General features: G+C 51.4%; 21 protein-coding genes and 3 tRNA genes. 23 read left to right on the forward strand and 1 reads right to left on the reverse strand.

Going from position 1 to position 19,597, the window contains the following annotated elements:
• Nucleotides 1–84: 84 nt before the first annotated feature.
• The 22 genes from acpP to FKCLFG_RS05810 all read left to right on the forward strand — a co-directional run bounded on the left by acpP (nucleotide 85) and on the right by FKCLFG_RS05810 (nucleotide 18,057).
• Nucleotides 85–327, forward strand: coding sequence for an acyl carrier protein (acpP, locus tag FKCLFG_RS05705; protein WP_011871492.1), 243 nt, complete (start codon nucleotides 85–87; stop codon nucleotides 325–327).
• A 29-nt stretch (nucleotides 328–356) separates the two neighbouring features.
• The gene (fabF, locus tag FKCLFG_RS05710; protein ID WP_472615262.1) at nucleotides 357–1,598 is read left to right on the forward strand and encodes a beta-ketoacyl-ACP synthase II; all 1,242 of its coding nucleotides are present in this window, start codon (nucleotides 357–359) and stop codon (nucleotides 1,596–1,598) included.
• 48 nt (nucleotides 1,599–1,646) lie between these two features.
• Entirely contained in the window at nucleotides 1,647–2,153 is a 507-nt protein-coding gene (locus FKCLFG_RS05715) for a protein YgfX (protein ID WP_472615263.1), read from the forward strand.
• Nucleotides 2,154–2,247: 94 nt separating this feature from the next.
• On the forward strand, nucleotides 2,248–2,850 hold the full coding sequence (gene rpoE, locus FKCLFG_RS05720; protein ID WP_472615264.1) for an RNA polymerase sigma factor RpoE: 603 nt from the start codon (nucleotides 2,248–2,250) through the stop codon (nucleotides 2,848–2,850).
• Between the two features lie 61 nt (nucleotides 2,851–2,911).
• On the forward strand, nucleotides 2,912–3,589 hold the full coding sequence (locus tag FKCLFG_RS05725; protein WP_472615265.1) for a sigma-E factor negative regulatory protein: 678 nt from the start codon (nucleotides 2,912–2,914) through the stop codon (nucleotides 3,587–3,589).
• Nucleotides 3,590–3,592: 3 nt separating this feature from the next.
• On the forward strand, nucleotides 3,593–4,612 hold the full coding sequence (locus tag FKCLFG_RS05730; protein ID WP_472615266.1) for a MucB/RseB C-terminal domain-containing protein: 1,020 nt from the start codon (nucleotides 3,593–3,595) through the stop codon (nucleotides 4,610–4,612).
• Between the two features lie 4 nt (nucleotides 4,613–4,616).
• Nucleotides 4,617–6,104: a DegQ family serine endoprotease gene (locus FKCLFG_RS05735; protein ID WP_472615267.1), complete on the forward strand. Its 1,488-nt coding sequence runs from the start codon at nucleotides 4,617–4,619 to the stop codon at nucleotides 6,102–6,104.
• 79 nt (nucleotides 6,105–6,183) lie between these two features.
• Entirely contained in the window at nucleotides 6,184–6,450 is a 267-nt protein-coding gene (locus tag FKCLFG_RS05740) for a glutaredoxin family protein (RefSeq protein ID WP_472615268.1), read from the forward strand.
• A gap of 390 nt (nucleotides 6,451–6,840) precedes the next feature.
• Nucleotides 6,841–8,634, forward strand: a complete 1,794-nt coding sequence (lepA, locus tag FKCLFG_RS05745; RefSeq protein ID WP_472615269.1) for a translation elongation factor 4 — start codon at nucleotides 6,841–6,843, stop codon at nucleotides 8,632–8,634.
• Nucleotides 8,631–9,542, forward strand: coding sequence for a signal peptidase I (lepB, locus tag FKCLFG_RS05750; protein ID WP_472615270.1), 912 nt, complete (start codon nucleotides 8,631–8,633; stop codon nucleotides 9,540–9,542). The genes lepA and lepB overlap by 4 nt, the downstream gene beginning before the upstream one ends.
• Before the next feature lie 20 nt (nucleotides 9,543–9,562).
• Entirely contained in the window at nucleotides 9,563–9,946 is a 384-nt protein-coding gene (locus tag FKCLFG_RS05755) for a DUF4845 domain-containing protein (RefSeq protein WP_472615271.1), read from the forward strand.
• Nucleotides 9,947–9,979: 33 nt separating this feature from the next.
• Nucleotides 9,980–10,807 carry a ribonuclease III gene (rnc, locus tag FKCLFG_RS05760; RefSeq protein ID WP_472615272.1) on the forward strand — a complete coding sequence of 276 codons (828 nt, stop codon included), beginning with the start codon at nucleotides 9,980–9,982 and terminating at the stop codon, nucleotides 10,805–10,807.
• A gap of 66 nt (nucleotides 10,808–10,873) precedes the next feature.
• Complete coding sequence (gene era, locus FKCLFG_RS05765) at nucleotides 10,874–11,803, forward strand: GTPase Era (protein WP_472615273.1); 930 nt, start codon at nucleotides 10,874–10,876, stop codon at nucleotides 11,801–11,803.
• A 22-nt stretch (nucleotides 11,804–11,825) separates the two neighbouring features.
• A complete protein-coding gene (gene recO / locus FKCLFG_RS05770) occupies nucleotides 11,826–12,731 on the forward strand; it encodes a DNA repair protein RecO (RefSeq protein WP_472615274.1) in 906 nt (301 codons plus the stop codon).
• A gap of 32 nt (nucleotides 12,732–12,763) precedes the next feature.
• Nucleotides 12,764–13,537, forward strand: coding sequence for a pyridoxine 5'-phosphate synthase (gene pdxJ / locus FKCLFG_RS05775; protein ID WP_472615275.1), 774 nt, complete (start codon nucleotides 12,764–12,766; stop codon nucleotides 13,535–13,537).
• Between the two features lie 23 nt (nucleotides 13,538–13,560).
• Complete coding sequence (gene acpS, locus FKCLFG_RS05780) at nucleotides 13,561–13,953, forward strand: holo-ACP synthase (protein ID WP_472615276.1); 393 nt, start codon at nucleotides 13,561–13,563, stop codon at nucleotides 13,951–13,953.
• Nucleotides 13,954–13,969: 16 nt separating this feature from the next.
• Entirely contained in the window at nucleotides 13,970–15,049 is a 1,080-nt protein-coding gene (gene nagZ / locus FKCLFG_RS05785; RefSeq protein WP_472615277.1) for a beta-N-acetylhexosaminidase, read from the forward strand.
• A gap of 149 nt (nucleotides 15,050–15,198) precedes the next feature.
• Nucleotides 15,199–17,052, forward strand: a complete 1,854-nt coding sequence (gene uvrC / locus FKCLFG_RS05790) for an excinuclease ABC subunit UvrC (protein ID WP_472615799.1) — start codon at nucleotides 15,199–15,201, stop codon at nucleotides 17,050–17,052.
• Nucleotides 17,053–17,115: 63 nt separating this feature from the next.
• Nucleotides 17,116–17,700, forward strand: coding sequence for a CDP-diacylglycerol--glycerol-3-phosphate 3-phosphatidyltransferase (gene pgsA / locus FKCLFG_RS05795; protein ID WP_472615278.1), 585 nt, complete (start codon nucleotides 17,116–17,118; stop codon nucleotides 17,698–17,700).
• Between the two features lie 49 nt (nucleotides 17,701–17,749).
• A tRNA-Gly gene (locus FKCLFG_RS05800) sits at nucleotides 17,750–17,825 on the forward strand.
• Nucleotides 17,826–17,865: 40 nt separating this feature from the next.
• Nucleotides 17,866–17,941: transfer RNA gene (locus FKCLFG_RS05805), tRNA-Gly, on the forward strand.
• Between the two features lie 40 nt (nucleotides 17,942–17,981).
• Nucleotides 17,982–18,057 (forward strand) — tRNA-Gly (locus FKCLFG_RS05810).
• A gap of 108 nt (nucleotides 18,058–18,165) precedes the next feature.
• Here FKCLFG_RS05810 and FKCLFG_RS05815 read toward each other — a convergent pair.
• A complete protein-coding gene (locus FKCLFG_RS05815) occupies nucleotides 18,166–18,645 on the reverse strand; it encodes a high-potential iron-sulfur protein (protein ID WP_472615279.1) in 480 nt (159 codons plus the stop codon).
• 272 nt (nucleotides 18,646–18,917) lie between these two features.
• Here FKCLFG_RS05815 and FKCLFG_RS05820 point away from each other — a divergent pair, with 272 nt between their 5' ends.
• Nucleotides 18,918–19,565 carry a dienelactone hydrolase family protein gene (locus tag FKCLFG_RS05820; protein WP_472615800.1) on the forward strand — a complete coding sequence of 216 codons (648 nt, stop codon included), beginning with the start codon at nucleotides 18,918–18,920 and terminating at the stop codon, nucleotides 19,563–19,565.
• Nucleotides 19,566–19,597: the final 32 nt, after the last annotated feature.

The following is a 19,597-nucleotide window of genomic DNA, read 5'->3' on the forward strand; positions in this document are numbered from 1 at the left end:
ACGAAGAAACTGAAATTTATTTTTTGCGTCGCAAACCTGATAAAATGCGCGCACTTTCCGTAACCAATACACTGGAGGCAATACATGTCTGATATTGAACAACGCGTAAAAAAAATCGTTGCAGAGCAACTGGGTGTCGCCGAAGCTGACATCAAAATCGAATCATCGTTTGTTGATGATTTAGGTGCGGATTCACTCGACACAGTTGAGCTCGTCATGGCATTGGAAGATGAATTTGAAATGGAAATTCCGGATGAGCAAGCCGAGAAAATAACTACTGTGCAACAGGCGATTGATTATGCCAAAGCACACGTTAAGGCTGCTTAAATTACTTTGATTGACTTCTGGAGAACTGTTTGAGCCGCTCACGTGAACGCCGTGTCGTCGTAACTGGTCTCGGTTGCGTTTCACCTATTGGCAACACGGTTGCCGATACGTGGAGCGCAGCGATCTCAGGCAAATCCGGTATTGCGACCATTACCAAGTTTGATGCTACATCTTTTTCGACGCATTTTGCAGGAGAGGTGAAGGGCTTCAATATTGAGGAATATATTCCTGCTAAGGAAGCACGTCACATGGATGCTTTTATCCATTTTGGTGTGGCAGCCGGAATTCAGGCAATGCAAGATAGTGGTCTGGTTGTAACAGAAGCTAATGCCGAGCGCATTGGCGTCATAATAGGATCTGGCATCGGTGGTTTGCCAATGATTGAGCAGACGCACACAGAATATGTCGCGCGCGGACCGCGTCGGATTTCACCGTTTTTTGTGCCCGCATCCATCATTAACATGACTTCCGGTCACCTGTCGATCAAGTATGGGCTAAAAGGTCCTAACCTTGCCATTGTTAGTGCGTGTACTACTGGTTTGCACAGTATTGGTACAGCTGGGCGCATGATTGAATATGGCGACGCCGATGTGATGATTGCCGGTGGCTCAGAATCCACCTTGTCGCCGCTCGGTCTGGGGGGGTTCGCTTCTGCCCGTGCACTTTCCTCGCGTAATGAAGATCCTCAGACCGCATCTCGACCTTGGGATGCCGATCGTGACGGATTTGTACTTGGGGAAGGGGCCGGTGTGATGGTTCTGGAAGAGTATAAGCATGCAAAAGCGCGAGGTGCCAGGATATATGCTGAACTCGTCGGGTTTGGCATGAGTAGCGATGCCTACCACATTACCGCGCCAAATATGGATGGTCCGCGTCGCAGCATGGTGAATGCATTAAAAAACGCAGGCATTAATGTCGATGAAGTGCAATACCTTAATGCGCATGGCACATCAACGCCAATTGGTGACAAGAATGAAACTGATGCGGTCAAGGCTGCATTTGGTCAGCATGCCAAGAACTTGATCGTTAATTCGACAAAGTCAATGACCGGTCACTTACTGGGCGGTGCTGGTGGGTTGGAATCTGTCTTTACAGTGTTGGCCTTGTATAACCAAGTATCACCGCCGACTATTAATATTTTCAATCAGGATGCTGAGTGTGACCTGGATTATTGTGCTAACACAGCACGAGATATCCCTATTCAATATGCAGTCAAAAACAACTTTGGCTTTGGTGGTACCAACGGTACACTCATTTTCGGAAAAATCTAATTAATACAGCCCGTCCTCGCGAAGGGCGGCTCCTTTTTTCTTTCAATTATGTCCATAGCGGTCACTACCGTTGTGCGTCCATCCCGATTGTTGCTGGTCATGGTGACCGCGGCTTGGCTATGCATCATTTTGATCGCAGGTCTGATAGGGTGTAATTATTTGAGCATTTTGTCATCGTGGGAGCGTCTATTCGTCGTGCTGGCCTATTTTTTTGTGGCAAGTCCATGTTGGAGTTTCTTTTTTTTCTTTGCACAAAGATATTATTTGATCACCATATCTCCTGCCGGGCAGATACGATTATTAGAGTTGGGCACATCGGCCAATAATGGATGGGGCGTATTGGATAACGACAGCTCTGGTAAGTTTATTGTCAATTTGTTGGAAGATTCGACTTTATGGCCAAAATTGTTATTGTTGCGCCTGCGTTCAGATAGTGGGCACCTTACTGTTTTACCTATATTGCCAGATAGTGTTTCACTTCAGTCATTCAGGTCATTGTCGGTAGCTTTACGATGGATCGCTGCACGGGTAAAACGAGATAATAATGAAATTTGATGAGGCTTTCAATCTCAAGAGTTGAACTTAATGCATTGCATGCAGTCAATAGTTTTAAGCCGCGTGCATGTTGCGAAATACAAGGGAATAAGGATTGACAACAGAACGCGACATTGATAAACGACTTGTCGAGCGTGTTCAGCATGGCGACAAAAAAGCGTTCGAGCTATTGTTTTCCAAGTATCAGCGGAAATTGATGCGGCTTGTGTCTCGACTCGTCCGTGATCAGGCAGAAGCAGAAGATGTAGTGCAGGAAGCTTTTATTAAGGCTTATCGTGCATTGCCACAATTTCGCGGAGACTCAGCCTTTTATACGTGGTTGTATCGGATTGGCATCAACACGGCAAAAAATTACTTAGTCACGCAAGGACGGCGCGCACCAACCTCGACCGACGCAGACGTAGAAGAAGCGGAAACTTTTGACGATGGAGAGCACCTAAGGGATATCAATACACCGGAATCTATGCTCGCTACTAAGCAAATTGCCCAGACAGTGAATCTGGCAATGGAATCCCTTCCTGAAGAGTTGCGTACAGCGATTAGTTTACGTGAAATTGAGGGTTTAAGTTATGACGAAATTGCGGATGTGATGGAGTGTCCGATCGGTACGGTGCGCAGCAGGATATTTCGTGCCAGAGAAGCGATAGCAGAAAAATTAAGACCACTGTTGGATACAGCATATGACAAGCGCTGGTAAAACAGGATCAACCACTTGAGCTTAAGGGGATAACCAAGCTGCGGCAAGGTAATTTATGAACATGAAAAAAATGACCCAAGAACACATTTCGGCTTTTGCCGATTCTGAGTTGGCAGATCAGGAGTTCGCTGCTGTGTTATCTGCTCTTCGCGTTCCAGAACAGCGCGAAGCTTGGGATGTTTACCATCGTATTGGTGATGTATTGCGTTCGGAAGATCTGGCATATGAGATGCGGCCTCGGGCACAGCAGCGGATGGCAGCTTTACTGGATGCAGAACCGATTGTATTTGCGCCTGCCCAAACGAGTAATCAGTCTAAAAGGCTGTCTTCTGATTTTGAGTACTTGTCCGTTGAACAAAACGGACCTGCATCAAAGAGGATTGGGAAACATTTTTTCAGACCCGGGCTTGCAGTTGCGGCGGCGGCAGCAGTTGCGTTTTTCGCTGCACCCCCACTCATGGTTGCATTCAATGGCTGGGGCACTGATGTTCCTCGTTTTGCGTCATCTAGTTCGCCTGTGATGGCAGCGGTTGAAAAAGGTAATATCAAACTTAAGGCGGGAGTTACCACCAAAGACAGCGTTATGTATGCGACTGATACGAGCTCTTCCAATGTGATGTTGCACGACTCCAATATGGATGAATATCTTTTTGCGCATCAACGCTTTTCTCGTTCTGGCTACAGTAATGCACAGTATGCAAAACCTGCGTCTTTTACAACAGAAATACAAAATAATTAATTTATGCGCATAGCATTGGTTGGGATGAGGCTTGTCGTTCTTTTTTTTATTTTTTATGCATTTTCTGCGCGAGCAGGCAATAGTAATTCTTCCGGAAATCTTCCTGAGCAGACAATGTTCAAAAAGATGAGGGTGGCTGCGCAAAAATATAATTATTCCGGCACGTTCGTGTATCAGCAGGCCAATCAAATGCGTACATCACGCATTACGCATTTGCTGGAAGGGGAAAACGAGCTTGAAAAACTTGAGATACTCGATGGTAATTTGCGTGAATACATACGTCGTAACGAAGAAGTAACCTCTTACATCCCGGAAGAAAAAACGCTTTTAATTGAAAAGCGTGTGACTCAAGATGTCTTCCCTGCAATATTTTCTGCTAGCTTGGATGACGTTGCTATTTATTACCATTTCAGGAAGAGTGGTGATGGCCGTGTGGCGGGATTTTTTTGTCAGTCCATTCTGCTGGAGCCGAAAGACGATTTGCGTTATGGCTACAGGCTATGTGTTGAGAAAACCACCGGCTTGTTATTGCGCGCACAAACGCTGGATAAGGATAATGCAGTAATCGAGCAAATCTTTTTTACCCAGATTGAAATCGGTAAAATTGATCGCAACCGCGTTAAATCTGGTTTTGGAAATGTTTCAGGCTGGCGCTTAGAGAGTGCAGCCATGAAACTCGTCAGTATTCATGGCTGGGAAGTTAAATGGGTGCCGCCCGGATTCAAGAAAATTCGTGAAATGAAACGCCTGGTTTCGGACAATTCTGCTTCTGCTGTCGAACATGCTAACAAGCCAGTTGTTGTCAGGCGTGAGATTGAACAAATAGTGTTTTCCGATGGCCTTGCAGCGATCTCAGTATTTATCGAACCTAGTACGCAAAGCCGCACGGAGGGTGTGCGTCAGCAGGGTGCAATGAGCATTCTAGGTAAGCGGCAAGGTGATTTTTGGCTTACTATCGTCGGTGAAGTGCCTGCAAAATCAGTTATGCAACTGGCTAACTCCATTGAATACAACCCAAAATAACCATATGAAAATTCCTATTTTTATTAGCAAGACACTTTCTGTGATCATGTTGAGTGTGGTAGGCGTGTTTTTTTCGTCTGCTATACCCGGCTTGGGTGGTAGTGCGATTGCGGCTCCTGCAGCGGTGATGCCTGCTGGTTTGCCAGATTTTGCCGCGTTGGTGGAAAGAACCGGCCCTGCAGTAGTCAATATACGTACGACGGAAAAAATGAAAGCCGAACCTGCTACTCGCAGTAATGATGAGCAGGAGATGCAGGAATTTTTTCGCCGCTATTTTGGTATTCCGATCCCGCAGCAGCCTGACCATGCCCCACGTAACAACAAGCAGGCTCCGCAACAAGAGGAAGACGTGCCACGTGGAGTTGGTTCAGGATTCATCCTGTCGGCAGATGGTTATGTGATGACCAATGCGCATGTCGTTGATGGTGCGGATGAAGTCTATGTCAAATTAACTGACAAGCGGGAGTTCAAGGCGAAAATTATTGGCGTCGACAAACGCACCGATGTTGCTTTGGTCAAGATTGAAGGTAGCAATCTGCCGCGCTTGACCATTGGTGACTCCAACAAGATTCGGGTGGGCGAGTGGGTGATTGCGATCGGCTCCCCCTTCGATCTGGACAATACAGTGACTGCCGGCATCATTTCGGCCAAAGCGCGTGAGACCGGGGATTATTTGCCTTTGATTCAGACTGATGTCGCAGTCAACCCAGGTAATTCGGGTGGTCCTTTAATCAATATGCGCGGCGAGGTAATTGGTATCAACTCCCAAATCTACAGTCGCTCCGGCGGTTACATGGGAATTTCGTTCGCCATTCCGATTGATGAGGCGATTCGCGTTTCCGAACAATTGAAAGCATCAGGCAAGGTTACCCGTGGTCGTATTGGGGTGCAGATCGGCGAAGTTACCAAGGATGTCGCCGAGTCGCTTGGCATGTCCAAGGCACAGGGAGCGCTGGTGCAGCGGGTCGAATCAGGTAGTCCGGCAGAAAAGGGGGGGCTGCAGGCTGGCGATATTATTCTTAAATTTAACGGTATTGCCATTGAGCGACTCTCCGATTTGCCGCGCCTGGTGGGTAATACCAAGCCAGGTACCCGTACTTCGTTGATGATCTGGCGCAAAGGCGCTAGTCGCGAACTGGCTCTGGTGATCACGGAAATGGAATCCGATAAAGTTGTTCAAAAAGAGGATAAGAAAGCCAAGCCTGCTGCTGTAGCAAATGCTTTGGGCTTAGTGGTCAGCGACCTTGCGGTTGCGCAAAAGAAAGAGCTCAAAGTCAGCAACGGTGTAATGGTTGACTCTGCCGAAGGATCAGCCGCTCGGGCTGGGCTGCGAGCCGGCGACCTGATTTTGCAATTTAATAATACCGATGTCAAAGATGCAAAGGAGTTCAACGCATTAGTGGCGAAAGCTGAACAGAAAAAAATGGTGGTACTGCTGGTGCGTCGCGGGGATTCTTCGCAGTTTGTCCCGCTAAAGCCAAATAGCCAATAAATCAGTTGCCGTTTGCAAGGGCTGCAAGCTAATCTGGCTTGCAGCCCTTTGTTTTAATAACGCTTACTGGGTGCGGTCCATGATTAAATTTACGCTTTACTCGCGACTGTATTGCCATTTGTGCGATGACATGTTGCAAGCATTGGAGGCGCTGCGGGAGCTAGCTTCATTTGAAGTGGAAGTTCTGGATGTCGATAGGGATGAGGCCTTGTTGGCGCAGTATGACGAACTGGTGCCAGTGCTGGTCGGGTGTCGTGACGATGCGACCGCGCTGCAGTTATGCCACTATCATCTGGATGTAGAGAAGGTAAGTGCGTTTTTGATGATCCAGCCCGATCATGCATGATCCCTATGATTACAGCTTCCTTGAAACTGACATTAATAAACGTACAGCTATAGGTATTTTTTAAGACGCACTGATTACGTGCGGTAAGCACTATGTTTTTTCATATACTCCATATAAATTATATTTTTTGGAGAGCTATTACGAATCTGATAAGAGATCATTTTTGTGACGTGCTGACGTTCCGGATTGGTTTGGTGGGAAAATTTTTCTGCTTGATCTTTGCAGTTTGTTTTTGGGCTGGGACAAGTCTACAGTCGATGGTCCCGATTACATGGGTATTCCATCCTAAAATCCGGTAAAATGCCGGCTTCGAATAACCTTCAGCAATAAGGCGCTCGCCAGGGAAATTGCCCGGCTTCGAGCGCCTTTTTTGTAACCGCGCTTGGCTCAATGAATAATATCCGCAACTTTTCCATCATCGCTCATATCGATCACGGCAAATCGACTCTGGCTGATCGCATCATCCAACTCTGCGGCGGCTTGTCTGACCGCGAAATGGAAGCACAAGTTCTTGACTCCATGGATATCGAGCGTGAGCGTGGCATCACGATCAAGGCGCAAACGGCAGCGTTGAGTTACAAGGCCCGCGACGGCCAAATTTACAATCTGAACCTGATCGACACTCCCGGTCACGTCGATTTCAGTTACGAAGTCAGTCGTTCTTTATCCGCTTGTGAAGGCGCGCTGCTGGTAGTGGACGCCTCACAAGGAGTGGAGGCGCAAACCGTTGCCAACTGTTACACCGCAATTGAGTTGGGAGTGGAAGTGGTGCCGGTCTTGAACAAGATCGACCTACCGTCTGCCGACCCGGAAAACGCGATTGCGGAAATCGAAGAAGTCATCGGCATTGATGCCGCCGATGCGGTCCATTGTTCCGCCAAGACCGGCCTCGGCGTGCAGGATGTAGTTGAGTCGATGATTCGCAAGGTACCGCCGCCGCAAGGCGACCCGGATGCGCCGTTGCAGGCCCTGATCGTCGATTCGTGGTTCGATAATTATGTCGGTGTGGTAATGCTGGTGCGCGTAAAAAACGGCACCCTTCGTCCCAAGGATAAAATTCTGTTCATGGCTACCGGGGCGCAACATCTGGTCGAAAGCGTTGGGGTGTTTACGCCAAAATCTGTGTCCAGAAGTTCCTTGTCGGCGGGACAAGTCGGCTTCATCATCGCCGGCATCAAGGAATTGAAGTCGGCCAAGGTGGGCGATACAGTAACCTTGCTGGGAAAACCTGCGGCGGAAGCGTTACCCGGCTTCAAGGAAATCCAGCCGCAAGTCTTTGCCGGCCTGTTTCCGGTCGAAGCGAATCAGTATGATGCGTTACGCGACTCGCTCGAGAAGCTGAAACTGAACGATGCGGCATTACAATATCAACCGGAAGTGTCGCAGGCGCTCGGTTTCGGTTTTCGCTGTGGATTCCTGGGCTTGCTGCACATGGAAATCGTGCAGGAGCGACTGGAACGCGAGTTCGATATGGACTTGATTACTACCGCGCCTACCGTGATTTACGAGGTTGTGTTGCGCGATGGAACCATTTTAATGGTTGATAATCCATCCAAGATGCCAGAGCCCTCCAAAATCGAAGAAATTCGCGAACCCATCGTCACCGTCAACCTCTACATGCCGCAGGAATATGTCGGCTCGGTGATCACGCTGTGCACCCAGAAGCGCGGCATTCAAATCGACATGAATTACCATGGTAAGCAAGTTCAATTGACCTACGAAATACCGATGGCGGAAATTGTGCTGGATTTTTTTGACCGCTTGAAATCGACTTCGCGCGGCTACGCCTCAATGGATTATGTGTTCAAAGAATATCGCACGGCCGATGTAGTCAAGGTGGACATGCTGATCAATAGCGAGAAAGTCGATGCGCTGGCGATCATCGTGCATCGCGCCAACAGCCTATACCGCGGCCGCGCAGTGGCTGCGAAAATGCGCGAACTGATTCCGCGTCAGATGTTTGACGTTGCAATCCAGGCTGCCATTGGCGCCAACATCATTTCACGCGAGAATGTCAAAGCCTTGCGCAAGAACGTGTTGGCCAAGTGTTACGGCGGCGATATCAGCCGCAAGCGCAAGCTGCTGGAAAAACAGAAGGCTGGTAAAAAACGCATGAAGCAAGTCGGCTCGGTGGAGATTCCGCAAGAAGCGTTCCTGGCTATTTTACAAGTGGATGACAAATGAACCTGCAAGCTATTTTGGGAAATTTCGCATTAATTCTCTTCGTTCTGACGATTGTTACCGGGGCGGTCTGGTTTCTGGATAAGTTTTATTTGTCTAAACAGCGGCGTGCTGCGGCAAATGCTGCTTTGGCTGCATTTGATGCACGCAATGCCAAGTTGCAAAGCGATGGCATCAAACTCGATATCAGCGGACGTGCCGCGATGGAAGCCAATATCCTCAGACAACCCACCTGGATTGAATATTCCGGGAGTTTTTTCCCTGTTATTGCGATGGTTTTTTTTCTGCGCTCATTTTTGTATGAACCTTTCAAGATACCGTCGAGTTCGATGGTGCCAACCCTGGTGATAGGGGATTTGATTTTGGTAAATAAATTCACTTACGGGATTCGTTTGCCTATCATTAACAAGAAAATAATCGAAATCAATAATCCGCAGCGCGGTGATGTGATGGTATTCAAGTATCCGAAGGATACGGCGCTGGATTACATCAAACGGGTGGTCGGTGTGCCTGGCGATAAAATAATGTACAAAAACAAGCGCTTAACGGTAAATGGTGAAAAAATTAGCTATCAGCCACTACCAGATTACCTTGATGAAGAACATTTGAGCTATTCCAAGCAATACACGGAGAATTTGACCGGGGCCGCGCACCAGATTCTCAACGATGAGCGGGCACCATCGTTCGTGCAAAATCCCGACGCTTTTCCGCAGCATGAATTGTGTACTTATAATATCGAAGGATTCGCGTGTATCGTGCCGAAAGGGCATTATTTCATGATGGGCGACAATCGCGACAATAGTCTGGATAGCCGCTACTGGGGTTTTGTACCGGATCAGAATATAGTCGGCAAAGCATTCTTCGTCTGGATGAATCTGGGCGATATCAAACGTATCGGCAGTTTCCATTAAATCAAAACGGGGACGGATGTATGCGCGCAGCAGTAAAAATCAGACAACAGGGGCTTACTCTGGTAGGGTTGATTTTTGTATTGGCAATTGTCGGTGTGATCGCCATATTGGCAATGAAGGTGGTGCCAACTGCAATTGAATACAGTGCAATCCGCAAGGCTATTGTGTCGGCAAAAGATAGTGGCACGACCGGGGCTGAAATCCGGGCCGCCTTTGACCGGCAAGCAAATGTCGGCTATATCGATGCGATTGCCGGCAAGGATCTGGACATCACTAATGTTGATGGTGAAACGGCGGTAAGCTTTGCTTACCAGAAAAAAATTCCTCTGTTTGGCCCTGCTACCCTGTTGCTTGAATATGCTGGCACCACGGCCAAAATTTCTCCAACCAAAGTGTTAGATTGAGATAAGTTGAAATAGATAGAGTTACGGACCAAAATGGATTTGATGTTATTACAGAAGCGAATGGGCCATACGTTCAAGAATATCGCCTTGATGGAACAGGCCTTGACGCATCGCAGCCACAGCAGCTTGCACAATGAGCGTGTCGAGTTCTTAGGGGACTCGATACTGAATTGCGTGGTCGCTTCATTATTGTATAAGCGCTACCCCGACATCAATGAAGGGGATTTGTCGCGCGTGCGTGCCAACCTCGTCAAGCAGCAGGCATTGTTCGAGATAGCCCAAAGCTTGGGCTTGTCGCATTTTCTCCGTCTGGGCGAAGGAGAGTTGAAATCCGGCGGTTTCCGGCGGCCATCCATATTGGCCGATACGCTCGAAGCCATGTTCGGCGCTATTTATCTGGATGCAGGTTTTAATGTTGCGCACGATGTCATTTGCGCGCTATACAACCCGATTCTCGATTCGGTCAATCTGGCTACTTTAGGTAAAGATGCCAAAACGCTATTGCAAGAATTTCTGCAAGGCAAAAAAATAGCTCTGCCACAATACAATGTGGTGGCCACGCACGGGGCTGCGCACAATCAGGAATTCGAAATTGAATGCCTGGTTCCCAAGCTCGATATCCAGGTATTCGGCACTGGTGGAAACCGGCGTGCCGGGGAGCAGGAAGCGGCAAAACTGGCATTGGAGGCTGCAAAAGCTGTAGCCTTGAAGCCAGCTGCACACAAGATCAAGCCGCGTGCTTCACAATTGAAGCTGACTGGAATAGCGACACACCAGCCTGATGCGCCTGTAAATTCAACTGCCGAGAATACGGAACGAAACCCGGAGCGCTCCGGACTCGACAGCGCAAAAATAATATAATGCCAGTATGTTCAGATCCATATCCGAACCCCATCATCCATTACCGCCACCGATACTCAAAAACGCATGACAGAATCCGTAACTACCGAAGCTTCCGCAACTCCTCCAATCCCCGCTAATTTCCGCTGTGGGTACATTGCCATTGTCGGCCGCCCAAACGTCGGGAAGTCAACCTTGATGAATGCCTTGATTGGCGCCAAAGTCAGCATTACGTCGCGTAAGGCGCAAACCACGCGCCATCGCATCACCGGCATTCAGACGGTTGAGGATGCGCAATTCGTATATGTCGATACGCCAGGCTTCCAGACGCGCCATTCGAATGCATTGAACAAGACGCTCAATCGCACGGTCACTGGTACGCTCGGCGCTTCCGACGTGATCCTGTTCATCATCGAAGCTGGCACGTTCGGCCCTGCGGATAGCCAGGTGCTGGCGCTGATCCCCAAAGACGTGCCTTGCATCCTGGTCATCAATAAATCGGATCGCATCAAGGACAAGGCTGTGCTGCTGCCATTCGCACAAAAAATTGCGGCGATGCATAATTTTGCTGCTGTAGTGCCGGTGTCGGCCAAGCTGCGCTTTCAGCTCGATAATCTGCAAGGCGAAACCAAACGCTTCCTGCCGGAAAATCAGCCGGTATTCGGCCCCGACGATATCACCGACCGCAGCGAAAAATTCCTTGCCGCCGAGATCGTGCGGGAAAAATTGTTCCGCTTTGTCGGCGACGAGTTGCCGTATACCAGCACCGTATTGATTGAGAAATTTGAGCAGGAAGGCGATCTGCGGCGCGTTTTTGCTGCCATTCTGGTGGAACGTGACACGCACAAGTCGATGGTCATCGGTCAAAAAGGTGCGCGTCTGAAAGATATCTCGACTCAATCGCGGCTGGATATGGAAAAACTCTTCGGCGGCCCGGTCTATCTCGAAATCTGGATCAAAGTAAAATCCGGCTGGGCCGATAACGAAGCCGGATTGCGCGCCTACGGTTACGAGTAAGACCAGGAATCTGACGGACGTGGTGGAAGTGACAAGCGCTGACGTCACGCAGCCGCCCGATGCTGCAACATCCGTGCGGCAGCCAGACTTGGCGCAGGACAACATTCCTGAATCCAGCAAGCCAGTTGTCAAGCGCGGCCCACGGGCCCAGCGCGCGGCCAATTCCACTAGTGCGGTTGCAGAGCCGCCGCCCAAGCGGCTCCAGTCGCTGGAAAAAAATCATCGCATCCTGGCGCAACCCGGTTTCGTGCTGCACAGTTATCCGTACAAGGAAACCAGCCTGATCATCGATTTTTTTTCGCGTGATCATGGCCGCGTGGCGCTGGTTGCCAAAGGCGCCAAGCGCCCACATTCTGCCTTGCGCGGCGTGCTGCAGACGTTTCAGCCGCTATCGGTGGGCTGGAGCGGCAAGGCGGAAATCCGTACCCTGATTAGCGCGGAATGGGTCGGCGGCTTACTGCCGCTGGAAAAATCCGCGCTGTTGTGCGGCTTTTATCTGAATGAATTACTGGTCAAGTTGCTGGCGCGCGATGATCCGCATCCAGCTCTGTTTAATCATTACGTTTCGACCCTGAACCAGTTGGCGCATGGTGAAGCCGCACCGATCGTATTGCGCCGTTTTGAGCGTGCGTTGCTGAAAGAAACTGGAGTGGCGGCTGATCTGACTCTGTGTACCACCACGCGACATGTCGTAACAGCGGATGCCATATATGTCGTCGATCCGGAGCGCGGAGCGCGTCTGGCGCGGTCCAGCGATCCCTGGCCGCGGGTTAAGGGGCAGACTTTGCTGGATATGGAGTGCGGGAATTATGCCGCTCCAACCACTCTTGCCCAGAGCAAGCTCTTGATGCGCGCATTGCTGGCCCATCATTTGGGCGGTGCACCGCTCAATACGCGCCAAATTCTGATAGATTTAATGCAGTTATAAGTCAACCATAGTCACCACTCTCCATCACCCAAATGAGCTTCTTGCAACCGACCAGTCAAATCATCGATTTAGGCGTCAATATCGATCACGTAGCAACCTTGCGCAATGCGCGCGGCACCATTTATCCGGACCCCATCCGCGCTGCGTTGTGGGCCGAAGAGGCCGGTGCCGATTCCATTACCCTGCATTTGCGCGAGGACCGGCGGCACATCAAGGATGCCGACGTAATAGCGATTCGCCCCCAACTGCTGACCCGGATGAATCTTGAATCTGCAGTCACCCCCGAGATGGTCGATTTCGCCTGTCGCATCAAGCCGCAGGATGTGTGTCTGGTGCCTGAGCGGCGCGCCGAAGTGACCACCGAAGGCGGGCTCGATGTGGTGCGCTATTTTGCGCAAATCAAAGCCGCAATACTTCAGTTGCAAGCGGAAAATATTCGCGTGAGCCTGTTCATCGATCCTGACCCTGAGCAGATTGCAGCGGCCGCGCAAGTCGGCGCGCCGGTGATTGAGCTGCATACCGGCCGCTATGCGGATGCGCATACGCAGGAAGAGCAGAGCAAAGAATTGGCACGGGTAAAAGAAGGTGTGTTGGATGGCATCAGGCGCGGCATGCAAGTCAATGCAGGTCACGGCCTGCATTACACCAACGTGCAAGCGATCGCCGCCATTCCCGGGATTGCCGAGCTCAACATCGGTCATGCTATCGTGGCCCATGCGGTATTCGTCGGCTGGAAAGCGGCGGTGGGCGAAATGAAAGCGATCATGGTGCAAGCGCGTCTGGCTGCACTGCAAGCGTGCGAGTAGATGAAATAACGAGTGGGTGAAAAATGATTTTCGGCATCGGCACTGACATCATCCGCATCCAACGCATCGAGGCTGCACTGGAGCGCAATGGCGAGCGCTTTGCAGAAAAAATTCTCGGACCGCTGGAGCTGGAAAAATATCATCGGCGCAAACAGCAGGTCGCCGCACGCGGCATCCGTTTCCTGGCTACCCGTTTTGCCGCCAAGGAAGCGTTTTCCAAGGCAATCGGACTCGGCATGCGCATGCCAATGACCTGGCGTGCGATGCAAACGCTCAATGCCCCGAGCGGCAAGCCGATCGTTGTCGTCAGCGGTGCGCTCAAGGAATTCATGGACAACAATCGGTTAGCGGCCCAAGTTTCGATTACCGACGAGACCGATTATGCGGTCGCCTTCGTGATGGTAGAAAAAACGTAAAAAAGCATAGAAAAACATGAGAACAATTCGTAAGGCAGATTTCATTACCCCATCCCTAGTCGCCACCCTCGGCCCGATCATGCTCGATGTGGTCGGCACTACGCTGGACGCTGAGGACATCCGCCGCATCCAGCATCCGCAGACTGGCGGCGTCATACTGTTTGCGCGCAATTACACCAGCCGCAAGCAATTGACCGCATTGACCGCCGCGATCCATGCGGCCCGCCCTGGCGTCCTGATTGCGGTCGATCACGAAGGCGGGCGCGTGCAGCGCTTCAAAACCGGTGGCTTCACCAAATTGCCGGCGATGCGGACTTTGGGGGCTTTGTGGGAGCACGATGTATTGCAGGCCACCAATGTCGCCACTGCGGTGGGCTATATTCTTGCCACTGAGCTGCGCGCCTGCGGCGTCGATATGTCCTTTACCCCGGTGCTGGATCTGGATTATGGCGCATCCAGCGTGATCGGCGACCGCGCCTTTCATCGCGATGCGCGGGTGGTCACGCTGTTGGCGAAGAGCCTGAATCATGGTCTGCTGCTCGCCGGCATGGCGAATTGCGGCAAGCATTTCCCCGGTCATGGCTTTGTCCAGGCCGATTCGCATGTCGCCATTCCGGTCGATGAGCGGCCGCTGCAAGCCATTCTGGCGGAAGATGCTGCGCCTTACGACTGGCTCGGCATGAGTTTGTCGGCAGTGATGCCAGCTCATGTGATTTACCCCAAGGTGGACAAGCATCCAGCCTGTTTTTCCAAAAAATGGTTGTCGATGCTGCGCAATGAGATGGGCTTCGAAGGCGTCATTTTCAGCGATGATCTGAGCATGGAAGGCGCCAGCGTGGCTGGCAGCGTGCTCGACGGCGCCAAGGCAGCACTGAAAGCAGGTTGCGATGTGGTGCTGATCTGCAACGCACCCGACAAGGCAGATCAGCTGCTGGCAGGGATCAAGCCTGGCACCAGCTTGGCCGCGCGTGCCGCTGCTGCGCGTTCGGCGGCGCGCCTCGCCGCTATGTTGCCGGTTGGGCCCGCGCTGGATTGGCAAAACTTGCAACAGGATGCGCGTTACCAGGCTGCACTTGTCCTGATGAAATCACTATAAATTGTATTTATAGTGAGTATATTTTTTTCAGCCATAAATTAATGCGGTAATAGCATTGTTTATTGGTATACATAGCTTAGTATATTTTATTTTATGATGCCGTATAAACACTGTTCTTGACTGACACATTAGGTATTCATGTCCTCGCGATGACCGAAAATGTTGTTCCACTTCCCCGTGATCTTGTTTTGGAAACGGTTGCCAAACTGCCGCATTTGCCCGGCGTGTATCGCTATTTCGATGTGGAAGATAAGGTGTTGTATGTTGGCAAGGCGCGCGACCTGAAAAAACGCGTTTCGAGTTATTTTCTGAAAAATCTCGCTAGCCCGCGCACTGCAATGATGGTCGAGCGCATTGCGCGGCTGGAAACCACAGTGACCCGTAGCGAGGCCGAGGCCCTGATTCTCGAAAACAATCTGATCAAATCGCTGCAGCCGCGTTTCAATATTCTGTTTCGCGACGATAAGTCGTATCCCTATCTGAAGATCAGCGGACAGAACGTGCCGCGCATGGCGTATTACCGTGGCGCGGTCGACAAGAAAAGCCAGTATTTCGGGCCGTTCCCGAGCGCCTGGGCGGTCAGGGAATCGATGCAAATCCTGCAGAAGGTTTTCCAGCTGCGCACCTGCGAAGATAGCGTGTTTGCCAACCGTACCCGGCCCTGTCTGTTGCATCAGATTCACCGCTGCAGCGCGCCTTGCGTAAATATTATTGCGCAGGAGGATTACCTGGTCGATGTCGAGAATGCAGCCAAATTCCTGCGCGGGCGGCAGTCCGAGGTGCTGCAGACGCTGGAAGCGAAGATGCATGGGTTTGCCGCTGAACTCAAGTTCGAGCAGGCTGCGGCAGTACGCAATCAGATGAATGCGTTGTCGCGGGTGCTGCACCAGCAAAGCATGGAAACCACGGACGATAGCGATATCGATATCATCGCGGTGCTGGTGCAGGGTGGGCGCGCCTGCGTCAATCTGGCTATGGTGCGGGGCGGACGCCATCTTGGCGACCGCGCTTATTTCCCGATTCAGCTTGACAGCGCCGACGTTGGTGCCGGCACGCTGGAAGTTGAGGTTCTGAAGGCATTTCTGGCCCAGCATTACCTCGACAAATTTATTCCCGGCACGCTGATCCTGAGCATCGAATTTGATGAGCCCGCTTTGATGGTGGCGCTGATGGAGCAATGCGGTCATCGGATCAACCTGCTGTTTCAGCCGCATGGACAGCGCCATCAATGGCTGGAAATGGCTGCCAAGGGAGCCGAGATATCGCTTGCGCGCCTGCTCTCGGAGCAAGGTTCGCAGCAAACGCGCACCCGCATGCTGGTCGATGTGCTGGGCATCGATATTGCCGATATCGATGCATTGCGCATCGAATGCTTCGATATCAGTCACACCCAAGGCGAAGCGACTCAGGCATCGTGCGTGGTGTTCCAGCATCATGCGATGCAAAATGGCGAATATCGGCGCTACAACATCACCGACATTACGCCCGGCGACGATTACGCAGCAATGCGCCAGGTATTAAAACGGCGCTACGAGAAAATCGCCAACGGCGACGGCATAATGCCGGACGTGGTGTTGATCGATGGTGGTAAAGGCCAGGTCGAGGTGGCGCGGCAAGTGTTTAGCGAGCTGGGGCTTGATATCAGCCTGATTGTCGGCGTCGCCAAAGGGGAAGGCCGCAAAGTCGGACTGGAAACGCTGGTGTTCGTTGACGGCCGTGCGCCGCAGGAGCTGGGGCGCGAATCTGCCGCCCTGATGCTAGTGGCCCAGATTCGTGATGAGGCGCACCGTTTTGCCATCACCGGCATGCGAGCCAAGCGTGCTAAAACGCGCCAGACTTCGCGTCTGGAAGAGATTGAGGGAATTGGCGCTAAACGGCGTCAGAAACTTCTGATACGCTTCGGCGGTCTGCGTGGCGTGGTAGACGCCAGCGTGGATGATATTGCTTCGGTTGAGGGCATTTCGCGACAACTGGCAGAAGAGATCTACAAGCAACTGCACTGAATCGGTCGCTGGATTGCCTTATCAGCGATTCGCATATTAAGATAAGAATCAAAAGATAAACTTATGCCACTAAACATTCCTATTTTTCTTACTTGGTTGCGCGTCGCGCTGATTCCGCTGGTGGTCGGCGTATTTTATTTGCCCCACGGAATGTTGTCGCCCGACGCCCAGGGCTTGGCCTCAACGCTCATATTCATAGTGGCTGCCATAACGGATTGGTTAGACGGTTTTCTGGCCCGTCGCTGGAATGAGACTTCTGCATTTGGCGCTTTTCTGGACCCGGTGGCGGACAAGCTGATGGTAGCGGGCGCATTGCTGATACTGGTGCATCTGAACCGTGTCGATGCAGTGATTGCATTCATCATTATCGGGCGGGAAATCACCATCTCGGCGTTGCGCGAGTGGATGGCGCAGATCGGCGCTTCCAAATCGGTTGCAGTAAGCTCTTTGGGGAAAATCAAAACCGCGGCGCAAATGATTGCCATCCCCATGCTGCTTTACTATGACGACCTGTTTGGCGTAATCGACACGCGCCTGTATGGTGCCTGGCTAATGGTTGTGGCGGCGGTTCTTACCGTGTGGTCGATGTTTTATTATCTGCGCCGAGCATGGCCGCTTATCAAAGAAAACGCCGGTAAATCACTCTAAGTTCTTGACAAGCAATTTACGTATTATATAATGTGCGACTGTTGTGAACGCGGGAGTAGCTCAGTTGGTAGAGCGCAACCTTGCCAAGGTTGAGGTCGAGAGTTCGAGCCTCTTCTCCCGCTCCAGTTTTAGAAGTGGCAGTAATATTAGTAAAGCAAGAAAATTGCGGGAGTAGCTCAGTTGGTAGAGCGCAACCTTGCCAAGGTTGAGGTCGAGAGTTCGAGCCTCTTCTCCCGCTCCAGTTTTAGAAGTGGCAGTAATATTAGTAAAGCAAGAAAATTGCGGGAGTAGCTCAGTTGGTAGAGCGCAACCTTGCCAAGGTTGAGGTCGAGAGTTCGAGCCTCTTCTCCCGCTCCAGTTCATAAAAGGAAGCTATCAAGCTTCCTTTTTCTATTTTCGCCTGGCTTTTTCCTCGTGTCTAATTGGCCTGCGAATTGCGCTGTCCGGCCTTGATGAAGTAACGACTCAAACCTTCTTGGCCCACAGACTGCACCAGCCCTCGGGGCTGATCTGGCCATCAACCAGCTTGCAGGTATTCGATTCGGCAATGAAATTCTGGCATCCACTGCATTTCTGCTCGCCCTTCGGCTGAGTCTGGTACTGCACGCTTGCCTGTGGCACTTTCTTGGTCGCCGCCGGTGCGGCAGAATCTGCACTGGGGGTTGGAGCGCTGGCTGGAGCGGAACTGGTTGAGTTCGCGCCTTTCTTTGAATCACATCCTGAAAGTGCGATCGGCAGCCACAGACTGCAACCAACCGCCAGTGCTCCGCGCAATACAACCCTGCGTGGCGGGATTTCTTCTTGCATCATGCTTTCTCCTTTGGGGGATGCTTCCTGGATCTTGCCGCGCCGTGCTTTCACCTTGCCATTGAACTGCTTCCAGTTGCCTTCAACGATATTCTTCACCATCTCGAATTCACGCATTTCATGCAGACTTAATGACACAGCGGGTGCACCGGTCTTTGGCTAACCCGTGCGCCAAAATCCCGGCTGGCATCTCAGGCGAAAAACCGTATAGGTTCAGCATGCGTGGCCACTTTATTTGTTTTTTTGTCATCCATGTTGTTATCTTGTTCGATTCCACAGCAACTGGATTGAGAGAAATCAAGCAGATTGCAGCCAATTTAAGCCGCATCAACAAAACCTGCAACGACGCCAATAACAGCGCGATCCCGTGTCATATCATCAAAAACATCATCCACGAAAGCCACGCGACCATGGAAACCGCCAACTTCGACCAGGTAGTATCGATTCCCGCCGCAGACGCGGTCATCGAAGGGCGCCTGGTGTTGCCCGGCGAAGCCATCGGCATTGTGGTGTTTGCCCACGGCAGCGGCAGCTCACGTCATAGCCCGCGCAACAATTATGTGGCAAGCATGCTGTATCAGGCGCAGATCGGCACGCTGCTGCTGGACCTGCTGACACCGCAGGAAGATGAAAAATACGCAAACCGGTTTGATATCGCACTGCTCACCCAGCGCCTGCTTGCCGCGCTGGAATGGCTAAAGAGCGAAACGCGGAGCCGGGCATGCAAGCTGGGGATTTTTGGTGCCAGTACCGGCGCTGCCGCCGCACTGGAAGCTGCAGCGGTGCTGGGCGACGACATTAGCGCGGTCGTGTCGCGTGGTGGACGCCCCGATCTGGCCAGCAGCACGCTGCATAAGGTCCGGGCAGCGACCTTGTTGATCGTCGGCGCCCAAGACGAGCAAGTGCTGCAACTGAATCGACAGGCCTATGCCCAATTACAATGCGAAAAATCCCTGGATATCATTCCCGGCGCGACCCATTTGTTTGAGGAAGCCGGCACCCTGGAGCAGGTCGCCCATAGTGCTGCGGACTGGTTTGAAAAAATATTTCGGAGTTAGGGTGGCAGCCGACATGGATACGCAGCAAAACT

It is taken from the genome of Gelidimonas denitrificans (genome assembly GCF_055694065.1).